Source organism: Burkholderia sp. BCC1996 (assembly GCF_905339955.1).
In the GTDB taxonomy this organism is placed as follows: domain Bacteria; phylum Pseudomonadota; class Gammaproteobacteria; order Burkholderiales; family Burkholderiaceae; genus Burkholderia.
In genome coordinates this window covers 115,654-130,904 of the sequence record NZ_CAJPHM010000019.1, presented here as the reverse complement: position 1 = coordinate 130,904, position 15,251 = coordinate 115,654, and the positions used below count along the sequence as shown (strand labels likewise).

The 15,251-nt window shown below is 68.4% G+C and carries 12 protein-coding genes; 6 read left to right on the top strand and 6 right to left on the bottom strand.

All coding sequences use genetic code 11. From position 1 onward, the window contains the following. Positions 1 to 540: 540 nt before the first annotated feature. From U4Z64_RS25975 to U4Z64_RS25965, 3 genes are all read right to left on the bottom strand, one after another. The gene (locus U4Z64_RS25975) at positions 541 to 894 is read right to left on the bottom strand and encodes a DUF4148 domain-containing protein (protein ID WP_059599002.1); all 354 of its coding nucleotides are present in this window, start codon (positions 892 to 894) and stop codon (positions 541 to 543) included. 303 nt (positions 895 to 1,197) lie between these two features. After that, on the bottom strand, positions 1,198 to 1,467 hold the full coding sequence (locus tag U4Z64_RS25970; RefSeq protein WP_044844846.1) for a hypothetical protein: 270 nt from the start codon (positions 1,465 to 1,467) through the stop codon (positions 1,198 to 1,200). A gap of 101 nt (positions 1,468 to 1,568) precedes the next feature. Then, entirely contained in the window at positions 1,569 to 2,675 is a 1,107-nt protein-coding gene (locus U4Z64_RS25965; RefSeq protein ID WP_321821475.1) for a substrate-binding domain-containing protein, read from the bottom strand. A gap of 131 nt (positions 2,676 to 2,806) precedes the next feature. On the opposite strand from U4Z64_RS25965, the gene U4Z64_RS25960 reads away from it, so the two are divergent. The 4 genes from U4Z64_RS25960 to U4Z64_RS25945 are packed head-to-tail and all read left to right on the top strand — an operon-like array spanning position 2,807 to position 8,109. Continuing rightward, a complete protein-coding gene (locus U4Z64_RS25960; protein WP_044844848.1) occupies positions 2,807 to 3,307 on the top strand; it encodes an NAD(P)H-dependent oxidoreductase subunit E in 501 nt (166 codons plus the stop codon). After that, on the top strand, positions 3,304 to 4,881 hold the full coding sequence (locus U4Z64_RS25955) for a formate dehydrogenase beta subunit (protein WP_321821496.1): 1,578 nt from the start codon (positions 3,304 to 3,306) through the stop codon (positions 4,879 to 4,881). The genes U4Z64_RS25960 and U4Z64_RS25955 overlap by 4 nt, the downstream gene beginning before the upstream one ends. A gap of 17 nt (positions 4,882 to 4,898) precedes the next feature. Next, entirely contained in the window at positions 4,899 to 7,850 is a 2,952-nt protein-coding gene (gene fdhF, locus U4Z64_RS25950; protein WP_321821474.1) for a formate dehydrogenase subunit alpha, read from the top strand. A 7-nt stretch (positions 7,851 to 7,857) separates the two neighbouring features. After that, positions 7,858 to 8,109 carry a formate dehydrogenase subunit delta gene (locus U4Z64_RS25945; protein ID WP_124487818.1) on the top strand — a complete coding sequence of 84 codons (252 nt, stop codon included), beginning with the start codon at positions 7,858 to 7,860 and terminating at the stop codon, positions 8,107 to 8,109. A gap of 8 nt (positions 8,110 to 8,117) precedes the next feature. On the opposite strand, the gene U4Z64_RS25940 is transcribed toward U4Z64_RS25945, so the two are convergent. Beyond that, the gene (locus tag U4Z64_RS25940) at positions 8,118 to 9,782 is read right to left on the bottom strand and encodes an FAD-dependent monooxygenase (RefSeq protein WP_044844852.1); all 1,665 of its coding nucleotides are present in this window, start codon (positions 9,780 to 9,782) and stop codon (positions 8,118 to 8,120) included. 130 nt (positions 9,783 to 9,912) lie between these two features. On the opposite strand from U4Z64_RS25940, the gene U4Z64_RS25935 reads away from it, so the two are divergent. Then, positions 9,913 to 11,751: a tetratricopeptide repeat protein gene (locus U4Z64_RS25935; protein ID WP_415750370.1), complete on the top strand. Its 1,839-nt coding sequence runs from the start codon at positions 9,913 to 9,915 to the stop codon at positions 11,749 to 11,751. A gap of 76 nt (positions 11,752 to 11,827) precedes the next feature. Here U4Z64_RS25935 and U4Z64_RS25930 read toward each other — a convergent pair whose 3' ends face one another. Then, positions 11,828 to 13,123, bottom strand: coding sequence for an MFS transporter (locus U4Z64_RS25930; RefSeq protein WP_321821473.1), 1,296 nt, complete (start codon positions 13,121 to 13,123; stop codon positions 11,828 to 11,830). A 166-nt stretch (positions 13,124 to 13,289) separates the two neighbouring features. Here U4Z64_RS25930 and U4Z64_RS25925 point away from each other — a divergent pair, with 166 nt between their 5' ends. Beyond that, a complete protein-coding gene (locus U4Z64_RS25925) occupies positions 13,290 to 14,441 on the top strand; it encodes a hypothetical protein (protein WP_321821472.1) in 1,152 nt (383 codons plus the stop codon). An 80-nt stretch (positions 14,442 to 14,521) separates the two neighbouring features. Here U4Z64_RS25925 and U4Z64_RS25920 read toward each other — a convergent pair whose 3' ends face one another. Beyond that, a complete protein-coding gene (locus U4Z64_RS25920; RefSeq protein WP_044849225.1) occupies positions 14,522 to 15,235 on the bottom strand; it encodes a DUF2968 domain-containing protein in 714 nt (237 codons plus the stop codon). Positions 15,236 to 15,251 lie beyond the last annotated feature (16 nt).

The following is a 15,251-nucleotide window of genomic DNA, read 5'->3' as shown; positions in this document are numbered from 1 at the left end:
TATTGAGAGCGAACTGAGTGCATAAGGAATAAAAGCAGATGTATCGCAACGCGTTAGACAAACCGTTGCAAATTCACAACATCACGCTGGTCAGGTGTAGTCTTGCTATCCGGCGTTTCGCGAAGACTTGGAACACTCCGGACCAATGCGACTAGTCGGCTAGCAGTCGCTGATTGGTGGTATTTTTGGTGGTATCTATACCAACAAAAATTCGCACAACCATGCTAGAAAAGGCTTTTCAGGAGAAATTCGAGTGACGCCGCCCCACCAAATTCCGCGCTTGACGCACGAACCCCGCACGACGCAAGTCTGCGGGGTTTTTTGTTGCCGGTGCGCCCCACCTCCCGCGCCCTCCGAAAAAGCGCCCGGCCCGGGCGGGCCAGGCGGAATGCCACCGATACGCCGGCGACAGGAGGTGACGGAGGTTCGGCGCCGTTCCGCGCTGCGCTCGAGCGCAGCGGACGACGCCCTGCCCGGCACCGCGACCGGACGCGATGCATCGTCGCACCGGCCCCGTGGCCCCGCCAGGCAATGCGCAGCTTAGCTGCCGCGATACAGCGACTTCATTTCTTCCGCGCTGGCCGGACGCACGCCGATCGCACGCGAGCCCGCTGCCGATGCGCCCTGCACCTGCGCGCCGTAGCCGCTGGCGTCGGCGCCTTGCGCCTGGGCCAACGCGCTGCGCTGCTGTTCTGCAACACGCGCGGTTGCGGCCTGGATCGCTTCCGGATAGTGCGGATCTTCGCCGCGGGCGGTGTTGTAACCGGCCTGCTGGAGCTGAACCAGTTCGGCGCGAACCTGTGCGCGGGTGAGTGCCGAGCCGGACTGTGCAAACGAAACGACCGGAGCAACGAGAGCGGCAGCAACGACAACGGCTTGAACGAGCGACTTCATGATGACCTACCTCCAGATTTGTCTGATTTCGCGGTGAACACCCGTTCATCGCTGACAAACCGAAGTTTATGTAGGCGGATGCTTAAGAATAAGGCAGGTTTCAGGAAGACATCCTTCCTGGATTACGGGTTAACCCTAGAATCCCGACAGGCGCCCGATCCGGCATCGCACGATCGCACTGGACTGCGACCGGCCATAAAGCACGAGCCCCGCAAGGCAGCATGCCCTGCGGGGCTCGAAAAGAACCGCGCGGCATCGGCGCGGCCGGACAGACGCGTCGACGACCCGCGCGCCTGCGTTGGTTTATTGAGTGTCCAGCGGGCACTTCAGGTTGCAGCCGTTCGGATCCCCCATATCGCCCTTGCGGCGCAATGCCGACTTCTTGCCGCTCTGATATTTCTGCGACGGCGCAGACGCCGCGAACGGCATCTGCGGATGCTCGTTCAGGCGGAACTGTTCGCTCAGGATGCCGCCAGGCACGCCCGGGGAATTCTGCGCAAGCGCAAACGGCGAAACAGCGACGAGAAGCCCTGCGGTCAACGCTGCCGCGGCGAAGGGAACGGAAAGTTTCATGGCGGGATGACGCCTGAACGGCGTGCTTGTTGGAACGTTGATCAAGCGGCAAGCGTAGCGCAAATCCCTCGCTGCTGCAGCGCGGCTCGCGTGCATTCCCGTTACCGTGCGTTGCCGTCCGGCGTACCGGCCGCGACCGTACCGGCGAAGCCCTCCGCGACACCGGCCAGCGTCCCGCACGCCGCCGGATCGTAGCCGTCGAGATGCGCGACGCGCTCGACGAAACGTGCATCGCGCAGCAAGGCGAGCACGCCGGCGAGCGGCCGCGAGTCGAGCTGCGCGCGTTCGCACGCGAAGTAGTAGTCCTCGTCGACGACCGGGATGAAATCGAGCCCGAAATGACGGGCGGCCGGCTCGACGCCGAAGCCGAGATCGGCCATCCCGCTCGCGACGAACGCGGCGATCGCCGAGTGCGTGAGCTCGGCCGACGCATAGCCGTCGATACGCTCGGGATCGATGCCGATCGCGCGCAACGCGAGATCGAGCAGCATGCGCGTGCCCGACCCCGGCTGCCGATTGACGAAGCGGATGTCGTGGCGGGCGAGATCGGCCAGCCCGCCGACCTGCTTCGGGTTGCCGCGCGGCACGAACAGCCCCTGCTGGCGACGCGTCAGATGAATCAGCACGTGACGCGTGTCGTCGAGCCACGGCCGGTAGATCTGCGCGCACTGTTCGCGGAACGCGCCGCGCGGCAGATGGAAGCCGGCCAGCTCGCATTCGCCGCGCGCGAGCGCCTGCACGGCCTCGACGCTCTCGCGATACTTGATGTCGACGGCGGCCTGCGCATCGACGAGCGCGGAAACGAGCGCCGCAACCGCATAGCCGTGCGACGCATGGATGCGCACGGCGCCGTCGCGCTGTGCGAGCCGCCGGTTCAGGTCGCTCGCCACCTCGGCCGCCAGCGCGCGCAGGTTCCCGTCGAGACGGCTGCGCGCGAGCCGCTGCGCGTCGACGACCGCCTGCCCCAGCTCGGACAATGTCGATCCCTTGCCGCGCGCGGTCTCGATCAACTCGCCGCCGACGCACGCCTCCAGCGCCCGCAGCATGCCCCACGCGTGCCGATACGACAGCCCTTTCGCCTGCGCGGCCTGTGCAATGCTGCCCGTATCGGCCACGAGCTCCAGCAACGGGGCGACATCCGACAGGCTCGCCGTGCGGCCCTCCGTGTCGCGTACGGTCAGATACGCGTCGCATTCGATTCGAATCAATTATGCACTCCGATTTCCTATTGCGACTGCGAAATCTTCCGCTTATCGTTGCTCAAAATCAATCAGGACGAAGTCCCGGTGTGCACTATATGAATCATGGGCACATATGAGACTTTGGAGGAGCACAACCGATGTCCCCGAATTCCCCTGCGCCCGACGCGCTCGTCGAGCGTCATGCGCGCGCCGGCCGCTCGCTCGTCGCGATTCTGCATGCGATCCAGGACGAGGCCGGCTATGTACCGGCAGGCTGCGTCGCGCCGCTCGCGAAGGCGCTGAATCTGTCGCGTGCCGAAGTGCACGGCGTGCTCACCTACTATCACCACTTCCGCACCGCGCCGCCCGCGCGCGTGACGATCCAGATGTGCCGCGCCGAGGCGTGCCGCAGCATGGGCTGCGAAGCGCTGGCCGCACACGCGGAAGCGCGCACGGGTTGCCGGTTCGACGCCGCGCACGGCGATGGCGCCGACGCGCACGCGCCGGGAGACGTCGCGCTCGAGTCGGTCTACTGCCTCGGGCTGTGCGCACAATCGCCGTCGATGACGGTCAACGGCGTGCTGCACGCAAAGGTCACGCCGGAGAAGTTCGACGCCCTGCTCGCCGACGCGGCCGCCCACACCCCGGAGGCCGCATGACGACCCGCATCTACGTTCCGCGCGATTCGTCCGCGCTGGCGCTCGGCGCCGACGCCCTCGCCGCCGCGATCGTCGCGGAAGCCGAGCGGCGCGGCGTCGCGATCGAACTGATCCGCAACGGTTCGCGCGGGCTGCTGTGGCTCGAGCCGCTCGTCGAGGTCGGCACGGCCGCCGGGCGCGTCGGCTACGCGAACCTGTCGGCGGCCGATGTGCCCGCCCTGTTCGACGCAAACTGGCTCGACGGCGGCACGCACCCGAGCGGCGTCGGCCTCGTCGACGCGCTGCCCTATCTCGCGCGCCAGCAGCGCCTCACGTTCGCGCGTATCGGCCTGACCGATCCGCTGTCGATCGACGATTACCTGAAGCATGACGGTCTCGCCGGCCTGAAGAACGCGCTCGCACTCGACGGCGACGCCGCGTGCGAGCAGCTGATCGAATCGGGACTGCGCGGCCGCGGCGGCGCGGCCTTCCCGGCCGGCATCAAGTGGCGCACGGTCCGGCAGGCGCGCGCCGCGCAAAAGTACATCGTCTGCAACGCGGACGAAGGCGATTCGGGCACGTTCTCCGACCGCCTGCTCATGGAATGCGATCCGTACTGCCTGATCGAAGGGATGATCATCGCGGGCATCGCGACGGGCGCGACGCTCGGCTACATCTACGTGCGCAGCGAATACCCGCATGCGATCGCGGCACTCGAAACGGCAATCGAGCGGGCCCGCGAAGCCGGCTGGCTCGGCGAACGCGTGCTCGGCTCCGCGCATGCGTTCGACCTGCACGTCGCGAAGGGCGCCGGTTCGTACGTGTGCGGCGAGGAAACGGCGCTGCTCGAATCGCTCGAAGGCAAGCGCGGCGTCGTGCGCGCGAAGCCGCCGCTGCCGGCGCTCGCCGGCCTGTTCGGCCAGCCGACCGTGATCAACAACGTGATCACGCTCGCGACCGCGCCGGTGATCTTCGCGCGCGGCGCCGCGTTCTATCGCGACTACGGGATGGGCCGCTCGCGCGGCACGCTGCCGTTCCAGCTCGCGGGCAACATCCGTCACGGCGGCCTCGTCGAGCTCGCGTTCGGCGTCACGCTGCGCGAGCTGCTGTTCGACTACGGCGGCGGCGCGGCCAGCGGCCGGCCCGCGCGCGCCGCCCAGGTCGGCGGCCCGCTCGGCACCTACCTGCCCGAACACCAGTGGGACGTGCCGCTCGACTACGAGGCGTACGCGGCGATCGGCGCGGTGGTCGGCCACGGCGGCATCGTGCTGCACGACGACACGTCGAATCTCGCGGAGCTCGCCGAATACGCGATGAAGTTCTGCGCGATCGAATCGTGTGGCAAGTGCACGCCCTGCCGGATCGGCTCGACGCGCGGCGTCGAGACGATCGCACGGATTCGCGAAGGCGACACGTCGGAGCGCCAGGTCACGCTGCTGCGCGACCTGTGCGACACGATGCTCGCCGGCTCGCTGTGCGCGATGGGCGGGATGACGCCGTATCCGGTGCTGTCCGCGCTCGACCATTTCCCCGAAGATTTCGGGCTCGCCGCCGGCAAGCAAGCCGCGTCGGGTCCGGTCAAGGCTGCGGCCTGACCCAGAAGGAGCCCTGCATGTCCCTCGACACGAACAACGTCCGCCAAGGCGGCTGCGGCTCGGGCCAATGCGCGTGCAAGAGCGCCGCTGAGGCGCGCGTGCGCGATCCGTTCGACGAAACCGACTACGGCACGCCGCAACGGTATGCCGATACCGACGTCACGCTCGAAATCGACGGCCAGCCGGTCACGGTGCCGGCCGGCACGTCGGTGATGCGCGCCGCGATCGAAGCCGGCGTCAACGTGCCCAAGCTCTGCGCGACCGATTCGCTCGAACCGTTCGGCTCGTGCCGTCTGTGCCTGGTCGAAATCGAAGGCCGGCGCGGCTATCCGGCATCGTGCACGACGCCCGCCGAAGCCGGGATGAAGGTGCGTACGCAGTCGGACCGGCTGCAGTCGCTGCGCCGCAACGTGATGGAGCTGTACATCTCCGACCATCCGCTCGACTGCCTCACCTGCCCCGCCAACGGCGACTGCGAACTGCAGGACATGGCGGGCGTGGTGGGCTTGCGCGAAGTGCGCTACGGCAACGACTGCGCCAATCACCTGCGCGACCAGAAGGACGAATCGAATCCGTACTTCACGTACGATCCGTCGAAGTGCATCGTCTGCAACCGCTGCGTGCGGGCATGCGAGGAAACGCAAGGCACGTTCGCGCTGACGATCGCCGCACGCGGTTTCGAATCGCGCGTCGCCGCCGGCGAAAGCGAATCGTTCATGGCATCGGAATGCGTATCGTGCGGCGCGTGCGTCGCCGCGTGCCCGACGGCCACCTTGCAGGAAAAGACCGTCGTCCAGCTCGGCCAGGCCGAGCATTCGGTCGTCACGACCTGCGCGTACTGCGGCGTCGGCTGCTCGTTCAAGGCCGAGATGAAGGGCACGCAGGTCGTGCGCATGACGCCGCACAAGAACGGCCTCGCGAACGAAGGCCACGCGTGCGTGAAGGGCCGCTTCGCGTGGGGCTACGCGACGCACAAGGACCGCATCACGAAGCCGATGATCCGCGAGAAGATCACCGACCCGTGGCGCGAAGTCAGCTGGGAAGAGGCGCTCACCTACGCGGCGACGCAGTTCCGCAAGCTGCAGCAGAAGTACGGCCGCGATTCGATCGGCGGCATCACGTCGTCGCGCTGCACGAACGAGGAAACCTACCTCGTGCAGAAGCTCGTGCGCGCCGCGTTCGGCAACAACAACGTCGACACCTGCGCACGCGTGTGCCACTCGCCGACCGGCTATGGCCTGAAGACGACGCTCGGCGAATCGGCCGGCACGCAGACCTTCGCGTCGGTCGGCCAGTCCGACGTGATCGTCGTGATGGGCGCGAACCCGACCGACGGTCACCCGGTGTTCGGCTCGCGCATGAAGCGGCGCATCCGCGAAGGTGCGAAGCTGATCGTGATCGACCCGCGCCGCATCGACGTGGTCGACGGCCCGCACGTGAAGGCCACGCATCACCTGCAGTTGCGCCCCGGCACCAACGTCGCGATCGTCAACGCGCTCGCGCACGTGATCGTCACCGAAGGGCTCGTCGCCGACGCATTCGTCGCCGAACGCTGCGACACGCGCGCGTTCGAGCAATGGCGCGACTTCGTATCGCGCGCCGAGAACTCGCCCGAAGCGACCGCCGACGTAACGGGCGTGCCGGCCGCGCTGGTGCGCGACGCCGCGCGCCTCTATGCGACGGGCGGCAACGCCGCGATCTACTACGGCCTCGGCGTGACCGAACACGCGCAAGGCTCGACGACGGTGATGGGCATCGCGAACCTCGCGATGGCGACCGGCAACATCGGCCGCGAAGGCGTCGGCGTCAATCCGCTGCGCGGCCAGAACAACGTGCAGGGTTCGTGCGACATGGGCTCGTTCCCGCATGAACTGCCCGGCTACCGGCACATCAGCGACGAAGTCGTACGCACGCAGTTCGAACAGGCATGGTCGGCCACGCTGCAGCCGGAACCGGGGCTGCGCATCCCGAACATGTTCGACGCGGCGCTCGACGGCAGCTTCAAGGGCCTCTACTGCCAGGGCGAGGACATCGTCCAGTCGGACCCGAACACGCAGCACGTCGCGGCCGCGCTGTCGTCGATGGAATGCATCGTCGTGCAGGACATCTTCCTGAACGAAACCGCGAAATACGCGCACGTGCTGCTGCCGGGCTCGACGTTCCTCGAGAAGGACGGCACGTTCACGAACGCGGAGCGCCGCATCTCGCGCGTGCGCAAGGTGATGCCGCCGCTCGCGGGCTACGCGGACTGGGAAGTGACGCTGCTGCTGTCGCGGGCGCTCGGCTACGACATGCACTACACGCATCCGTCGGAAATCATGGACGAGATCGCGCGGCTCACGCCGACCTTCTCGGGTGTGTCGTACGAGAAGCTCGATGCGCTCGGCAGCATCCAGTGGCCGTGCAACGAGCAGGCGCCGGACGGCACGCCGACGATGCACATCGACGCGTTCGTGCGCGGCAAGGGCCGGTTCGTGATCACGCAGTTCATTCCGACGCCGGAAAAGGTCACGCAGCGCTATCCGCTGATCCTGACCACGGGTCGCATCCTGTCGCAATACAACGTCGGCGCGCAGACGCGCCGGACCGAGAACGTGCAGTGGCACGAAGAGGACCGTCTCGAGATCCATCCGCACGACGCGGAGGATCGCGGAATCCGGACCGGCGACTGGGTCGGCATCGAATCGCGGGCGGGCCAGACCGTGTTGCGCGCGCTCGTGTCCGACCGCATGCAGCCGGGTGTCGTGTACACGACGTTCCACTTCCCCGAATCGGGCGCGAACGTGATCACGACGGACAGCTCCGACTGGGCGACGAACTGCCCGGAATACAAGGTGACGGCCGTGCAGGTGATGCCGGTCGCGCAGCCGTCGGACTGGCAGCGCGCGTATGCGCGCTTCAACTCGGAGCAGCTCGACCTGCTCGAGCGCCGCGCCGCCACGCCGGCCGCCGTGACGACGGGCAAATGAGGAAGCGATGGACAACGGACACCTGGTCGACATGGCCAACCAGATCGGCGCGTTCTTCGAATCGATGCCCGATCGCGAAGAAGCGCTGAGCGGGATCGCCGAGCATATCCGGCGCTTCTGGGAACCGCGGATGCGTCGTGCATTGCTCGCGGCGCTCGACGATCCGTCGAGTGAGGCCGGACAACGCGCGGCGCCGATCGTGCGCGACGCGATCGCCGCGCACCGTGCATCGCTCGTACCGGCCGCGGCCTCCGCCTGAGCGCCCCGCTACGCAGGCACCGACATGCCCGCGAACCAGCTTTCGCAGTGGCGCAGCAGCGCGTTCGCGTCGGTGGCGGTACGGCCGCGCACCGCGATGTAGCCGTCGGGCCGCAGCAGGTAGAACGACGGCCTCGAGCGGCCGTATACCTGCGCAAGCCCATCCGTGCCGTCGCTTTCGGCATCGGCGACGCGCCATGTTCGCACGGCGCCCGGCATGATCCGCTCCAGGCCCTGCACAAGCGCCTGCGCATCCGCGGGCATCGGCGGCACGTCGCCCGTCTCGCCGGCGTCGGCACCTGCCGGTTCCTCGAGCAGCAGCAGCGTAAAGCTCGCCGGGTCGTGCAGGTCGTATAGCCGCGCGGTTCCGGGCGCCCGGCCGAGCGGCCCGTCGACCACGTGCACGAGCGCGTCGGGCGCGCGCTCGCCTGCGCGCGGCCCGCCGTCGAGCACGCGTTCGAGCGTGAGCGGGCTTTTCCGGTATTGCACGCCGAGCTCGCTGACGGTGCGGCGCACCGCGTCGCGCACCGGCCCGAACGACGCCAGCAGCGGCACGACGTGATCGCGCAGCAGCTTCATCGCGCCGTGGTCGGCTTCGACGATCTGCGTGACGAGGCCGGTCTGCCGCAATACGTCACGCTCGATCGGGTGGCGCTCGGCGTGATACGTGTCGAGCAGGCGCTCCGGCGTGCCCGCGCCGAGCACGCGCGCGAGCTTCCAGCCAAGATTGAACGCTTCCTGGATGCCCGTGTTCATGCCCTGCGCGCCCGCCGGGCTGTGAACGTGCGCGGCGTCGCCCGCGAAGAATACCCGCCCGTGACGCAGTCGCTCGACCATCCGGCTATGCAGGCGGAAATACGTCGACCACGCGAGATCGCTCGGCGCAATCGACGCACCGACGCGCGCGCGCACGATCGCCTCGCATTCGTCGAGCGACGGAGTCGAGGGCGTGAGTCCGTCGGGCGATGCGTCGCTGCCGGGCGGCCGGTCGGCAACGAGCCGGTAGCGGCCGCCGCCCATCGGAAACAGCCCCGCGATGCCGTCGGGCGTCGTGAACAGATGGATCTCCTCGTCCGGCCAGTCGGGTATCGCCGCGAAATCGGCGAGCAGGAAAGTCTGCTCGAACGCATGCCCGGCGAAGCCCAGGCCAAGCAGGTGGCGCACCGTGCTGTGCGCGCCGTCGGCGGCGATCAGGTACGAGGGCGCGAACGCCTGTTCACGACCGTCGGCATCGCGGATCGTCACGTCAAGCGACGGTCCGCCCGCATCGCATGCGGTGAGCGTGACGCCGCGTTCGACGGTCACGCCGAACCCGGCCAGATGCTCGGCGAGCAGCCGCTCGGTGATGCTCTGGTCGAGAAACAGCAGATACGGATAGCGCGTTTGCAGCGGATCGAAATCGAGCCGCGCGATCACGCGGCCGTCCGCATGCAGCGCGGCCGCATGGGCACGATGACCCAGCGCGAGAAACGGTTCGACCGCGCGATGCTGCTCCAGCAGTTCGAGCGTGCGTGCCTGGATGCCGATCGCGCGCGAATACGGCGCGGGCACGGCCAGCCGGTCGATGATGCGCACCGGCACGCGGGCGCGCGCGAGACTCATCGCTGCGGCAAGGCCGGTGGGGCCTGCGCCGACGATCAGCACCGGCGGGATATCGAGCAGTGTGTCAGCCATGAGAACCTCGATGACACGCGATTGTGCAAGTCTACGCCGCTCCGCGTGACGGGGCCATATGCCGACCGGCCGATCTGGGGTGCCCGCGCGCAGTGTGGGAAAATACGCGCTTTCCGTCAGTTTTCGCGTCATGGAATCCGCATTCGACCGAGCGTATGCCGCGCACCGCGCGGGCCGCCTCGCCGAGGCCGAGCACGGCTATCGCGCCGCACTCGCCACCCATCCCGCCGACGCCGACGCGCTGCATCTGTTCGGCGTGCTGCGGCATCAGCAGGGCCAGCATGCCGAGGCGGCCGATCTCGTCGGGCGTGCGGTCGAGTTGCGCCCGAACGACGCCGCGCTGCAGCTCAATCTCGGCAACGCGCTGAAGGCGCTCGGCCGGCTCGACGAAGCGATCGACCGCTTTCGGAACGCGCTGACGCTCGCGCCCGAATTTCCGCTCGCGCACTACAACCTCGGCAACGCCTATGCGGCACTGCAGCGCCACGAAGATGCGGTCGACGCATTTGCCCGCGCACTTCGGCTCACACCGGACGACGCATCGATCCACAACAACCTCGGCAACGCGCTGAATGCGCTCGGCCGTCACGACGATGCGCTCGCCGCCTTCCATCGCGCGCTCGAGCTGCGGCCCGGGCATGCCGGCGCGCACAACAATCTCGCGATGGCGCTGAACGCGATGGGCCGGGCCGACGACGCGATCGCCCATTTCCAGGCGGCGATCGCCGCACAGCCACGCTTCGTCGCCGCGCATTTCAATCTCGGCAACACGCTCGAGGCGCTCGGCCGTCATGGCGAAGCCGCCGCCGCATTCGAAGCCGCGCTCGCGCTGCACCCGCCGTTTCCGCTCGCCCTCTTCGGGCTCGCGAACGCGCTGTGCGCGCAGGCACGCCAGCGCGAAGCGCTGCCCTACTACGAACGCGCGGTCGGTCTCGATCCGTCGTTCAGTCTCGCGTGGTTGAACCTCGGCAACGCGCATCACGCACTCGGCGCGCACGAGATGGCGCTGCGCGCGTTCGACCAGGCGCTGCGCGTCGCCCCCGACCTGAAACTCGCGCAGCTGCACCGCGCCGTCACGCTGCTGACGCTGGGCGACTTCGCCCGCGGCCTGCCCGCGTACGAAACGCGCCACGACACGCCGGGCGCGACGCCGCTCGGCACGCTGCCGCGCTGGCAAGGCGAGCCGATTGCCGCGCGCACGCTGCTGATCCGCGCGGAACAGGGCTTCGGCGACACGCTGCAGTTCGTCCGCTTCGTGCCGCTCGCCCGCGCGCGTTGCGCGCGCGTCGTGCTCGAAGTGCAGCCGGAACTCGTCGCGCTGCTCGCACCGGCCGCGGCACGCTGGCGCGTGACGCTCGTCGCGCAGGGCGCCGCGAAGCCGCCGGCGGCGGACATCGCATGCACGCTGATGAGCCTGCCGTTCCTGCTCGGCCTGCAGCCGGCCGACATCGTCGCGGGCACACGCTACCTCGACGTGCCGGACAGCACGCAGCGGCGCTTTCGCGGCTCGCTGGGCGGCCAGTCGAAGCGCAAGTTCGGCCTTGCCTGGACGGGTCGCCGGCAGGCACAGGAAAACCGCTCGATGCCGTTCGACGCGCTCGCGCCGCTGCTCGCGCTGCCGGACATCGACTGGATCGTGCTGCAGCCGGCGCTCGACGACGACGAACGGGCACGCGTCGACGCGCATCCCCGCATGCATCGCCTCGACGGGCGGCTGAACGACTTCGCCGACACGGCAGCGCTGATCGAACGGCTCGACGGCGTCGTCACGATCGATACGGCGGTCGCGCACCTCGCGGGCGCGCTCGGCAAGCCGCTGTGGATCATGCTGCCGTTCGCGCCCGACTGGCGCTGGTTCACCGGCGACGACTGTCCGTGGTATCCGCGAGCGAGGCTCGCCCGCCAGTCCGCACCGGGACAATGGCTCGACGTGGCGGCGGCGGTCGCCGCCGCGCTGCGCGACGCCTGAATACCCGAGCGCAGACAAAAAAAGGGAGCGCGGCGCGCTCCCTTTTTTCAGTCGACGTGATGCGATACAGGCGGCGTCAGGCCGACTTGTACTGGTTGCGCGCTTCGCGCGTGCGATACAACACGAGCGTCGCGATCAATCCGCAGAATGCAGCGACGCTCAGCCACAGCCCCGGTGCCGCCTTGTTGCCGGTCTCGTGGATCAGCAACGTCGAGATCGCCGGCGTGAACCCGCCGATCGTCGTCGCGAGGCTGTATGCGAGCGAGAAGCCGGCCGTGCGCACATCGGCCGGCATCACTTCGGTCAGCGCGACGACCATCGCGCCGTTGTACGAGCCGTACAGGAACGACAGCCACAGCTCGACCGCGAGCAGCCGCAGGAACGACGGATCCGCCACGAGCCACAGCACGGCCGGATAGGCCGACAGCAGCGTGAGCACCGTGAACGCGATCAGCACCGGGCGGCGGCCGATGCGATCCGACAACGCGCCGGACAGCGGCAGCCAGACGAGATTGGACAGGCCGACGCAGACGGTCACGACGAGTGCGTCGAGCGACGACAGGTGCAGCACTTCCTTGCCGAACGTCGGCGTGTATGCGGTGATCATGTAGAACGACACCGTCGTCATGATCACCATCCCCATGCCGGCGATCACGACGCCCCAGTTTTCGAGCATCGAGCGCATGATCTCGCCCATCGTCGGACGGTGACGCTTCGCGAGGAATTCGTCGGTTTCCTTCAGCGAACGACGGATCAGGAACAGGAACGGAACGATCAGGCAACCGATCAGGAACGGAATGCGCCAACCCCACGCGGTCATGTCCTCGGCCGGCAACGCGCGGTTCAGCAGCACGCCGACGAACGCGGCGAACACGACCGCCACCTGCTGGCTGCCCGATTGCCACGACGTATAGAACCCCTTGTGCCCCTTCGTCGCGATCTCCGACAGGTAGACGGACACGCCGCCGAGCTCGACGCCCGCGGAAAAGCCCTGCAGCAGCCGGCCGAGCAGCACGAGCACCGGCGCGAGCACGCCGATCGTCGCGTAACCCGGTATCGAGGCCACCGTGAGCGTGCCGAGCGCCATCAGCCCGAGGGTCAGGATCAGCCCCTTGCGGCGGCCGTGATGGTCGATGTACGCGCCGAGCACGATCGCGCCGACCGGGCGCATCAGAAAGCCCGCGCCGAACACCGACAGCGACAGCATCAGCGACGCGAACGCGTTGCCGCTCGGAAAGTACGTTTTCGCGATGGCCGACGCGTAATACCCGTAGACCATGAAGTCGTACATTTCCAGGAAGTTGCCGCTGACGACCCGGAACACGGTACGGAATTTCGATTCCTGCGCGACGGCGTGTGTGGCTGTGGACATGGAGTTCTCTCGGCTCGGAAGGCGCGACCTGCGCGCCGTGGGGATCCGACGATGCGTCGCGCCGGGCCGGCGCGCACGGGCATCGCTGCCAGCCGGCGGCGCCGCGCGCAACGATGCGCATGCCGGCATGGTTGGCGAATGATGACACGCGAAGCCGACAATTGCCTTGTACCGGGCCGGCGTTGCGGACGCCGCGTCCGGCTCGTACGAATCGCCGCGAAAGGCGCATCAAAATCAGATTGATCCGATCGACCGATCGCGATCGCCTGACCACAATGTCACGATTTGCGACGCACTCCGCGCCGCGGCCGGCCACGCGGCCCGCGTCGCACCGCGTACCGCCCTCATGATTCCATCGCCCCTCGTTTCCGTCGAAGGCTCGATCGCCCGCCCTCGCGTCGCGCCGCTCGACGGCGTGCCGCCGTTCGGCCGCGAATGGCGGTTCGGCGCCGCGTCCGGCAGCCGCTCCGACATCCGCTGCGTGGCAACGTTGACGACTTCGTGCATCGACGTCGACGCGCCGCATCGCACCTGCCGCTGGCAACCGCTGGCCGCCGTACAGCCGTCGTCAGCGGGCGTACCGGCCGTGGCGGCCGGCGCCGCCGGTCGGCATCGGCACATCGCACGTGCCGTCAATCCAGCACACGACCGGCGGGCACGGCATGCCGCCTGCTGGAGCATCGGCGCACTCGCGATCATCGGCGGGCTGATCGTCGCCCACGAACCGTTTCCGGATGTCGCGCGTTCGCCGGTAATGCAAATCGCCAGCGCCGTGCCGGAGCACGCGACGGAATTCACGGGTCGAGTGCGGAACGCCGGGGCCGAGCCCGCCACGGCCATCACGCCGGCACGGCACCACTCGGCGCGGGCCGTTGCCAGTACACCTATCACATCGTCGCAGCCCGCACGCGACGCTGCGCTCGCGCCGTCGCCGCGACTCGCCGACGCCAACGCCGCGCCGGACGTACGACGCGCCGCCACCGCGGCGGCACCGTCGCCGAATCGACCGAACGGCACGCACGCCACAGCCGCGCAAGTCCACCCGCCTTCCGCGCCGCGGTTCGCCGGCCGCCCATCGATCGCGCACGTCGCATCGCGCATGCCAATACCTGGTCGCGCCGGTTCACTACCGGTTCCGGACACCCGGCACGACCAGCACGCTTCGCTCGACGATCCGCTCACGCGGATCGCGATGGCGAACGCGCTGCACGCCGAACGCCCGGCTCGAACAACCGCTGCGCCCGCCGCCGGTTTCGACTGGACGACGCACCTGTCCCACCGCCGCCTGACCGACACACCCACCACGCTCACCCGCTGACGCGCGGGCAATAAAAAACCCGGCGAAGCACGCTGCGCCGGGTTTTCGTTCGTCGACCGGTCCGTCGGGCCGGCCGCTCGTCACTTGTGCGCGGGCAACCCAGTTTCGGCCTGCCGCTCGAGTTGCCGTACCTGCTCCTGCAGGTCGCGCAACTGCAGCTGCGCCGCCCGCTTCTCGACCTGCAGCGCCTGCGCCTGTTCATGCGCCGACTTCTGCCGCTGCGCGACCTCGGCCTGCTGGCTGCGCGCGACGCTCAGGTCGGCCTGCAGTTGCTGCGCACGATTCGCCTGCAGCGCGATCACGCGTTCGAGAAACGCCTTCTGCGCCTGCAGTTCGGTGCGGCGGATTTCGACGTCCGCGAGTTGCGTCGTCTGCTGGACGAAGTTCGCGTACACCATTTCCGCGCGGGTCTTCTCCTGCGACTTGACCACGCGCCACAGATGCTTGTCCTGGAACAGCGCGACGTAATACGTCATCTCGCGCGGATCGAACATCAGGCTCGCGCCGTAGCTGCCGTTGTAGGTGGTGCGCATCTCGACGATTCGCCCGTCGTGCAGCATCTGCGTGAGCTCGGCGACGTTGCCTTGCGCGGTCGCATCCGTCGCGGAGGCAGCGGACGCGTCGGAAGGAGAAGCCGCCTGCGCGGCATCGCCGCGCAGGCTCGTCACCGCGGGGCGCGAGCCCGCGACCGGCGCGGTCGCGTCGACGGACCACGCCGCGCCCGCGTGCACGCAGGCGGCCAGCGCAACGATCCACGTTGCGCATCGGGCAGGGGAAAAATCTCGGAAGGCCAACGTCAGACTCCGGCGA